The following is a 512-nucleotide window of genomic DNA, read 5'->3' as shown; positions in this document are numbered from 1 at the left end:
CACCTCGTCGCCGTCGTCGAGCAGGGCCTGCATCGACATCTGGATCAGCTCGGAGACGCCGTTGCCGAGGTAGATGTCCTCGACGTCCAGCTCGATGCCCTTGGTCTGGTAGTGCTGCATGACCGCGCGGCGCGCGGAGAGCAGCCCCTTCGCGTCCCCGTAACCGTGGGCGGTGCCCAGGTTGCGGAGCATGTCCTCAAGGATCTCCGGCGGGCACTCGAAGCCGAAGGCCGCGGGGTTGCCGGTGTTGAGCTTGAGGATGCGATGACCTGCTGCTTCGAGCCGCATCGCCTCTTCGAGGACGGGGCCGCGGATCTCGTAGCAGACATTGGCGAGTTTCGTTGACTGGATCACCTGCATGACGGGAGCTTACGGGGCCCCGCGCCGCGCCGCTCGACCTTTCGAGCCGGCTTCCCAGGAGGCAATTGTCCCGTTTCGCGCGATGGGAGGTCGCTGCCGCCGTCCCCCTTGGAATAGGCGACCGCCCGCGGGGTCCGGCCTGCGGAATGGAA

Annotated in this window: 1 protein-coding gene; it reads right to left on the bottom strand. The window is 67.0% G+C overall.

Features of this window, described 5'->3' with window-relative positions:
- Nucleotides 1-360: aminotransferase class I/II-fold pyridoxal phosphate-dependent enzyme (locus tag G3I71_RS46615; RefSeq protein ID WP_164324998.1), on the bottom strand; the 360-nt coding region annotated here is incomplete at its 3' end.
- Nucleotides 361-512: the final 152 nt, after the last annotated feature.

This window comes from Streptomyces sp. SID12501 (assembly GCF_010550245.1).
Taxonomy (GTDB): Bacteria; Actinomycetota; Actinomycetes; order Streptomycetales; family Streptomycetaceae; genus Streptomyces.
The sequence above is the reverse complement of the archived record's forward strand: the minus strand, read 5'-3'. Positions and strand labels throughout refer to the sequence as shown.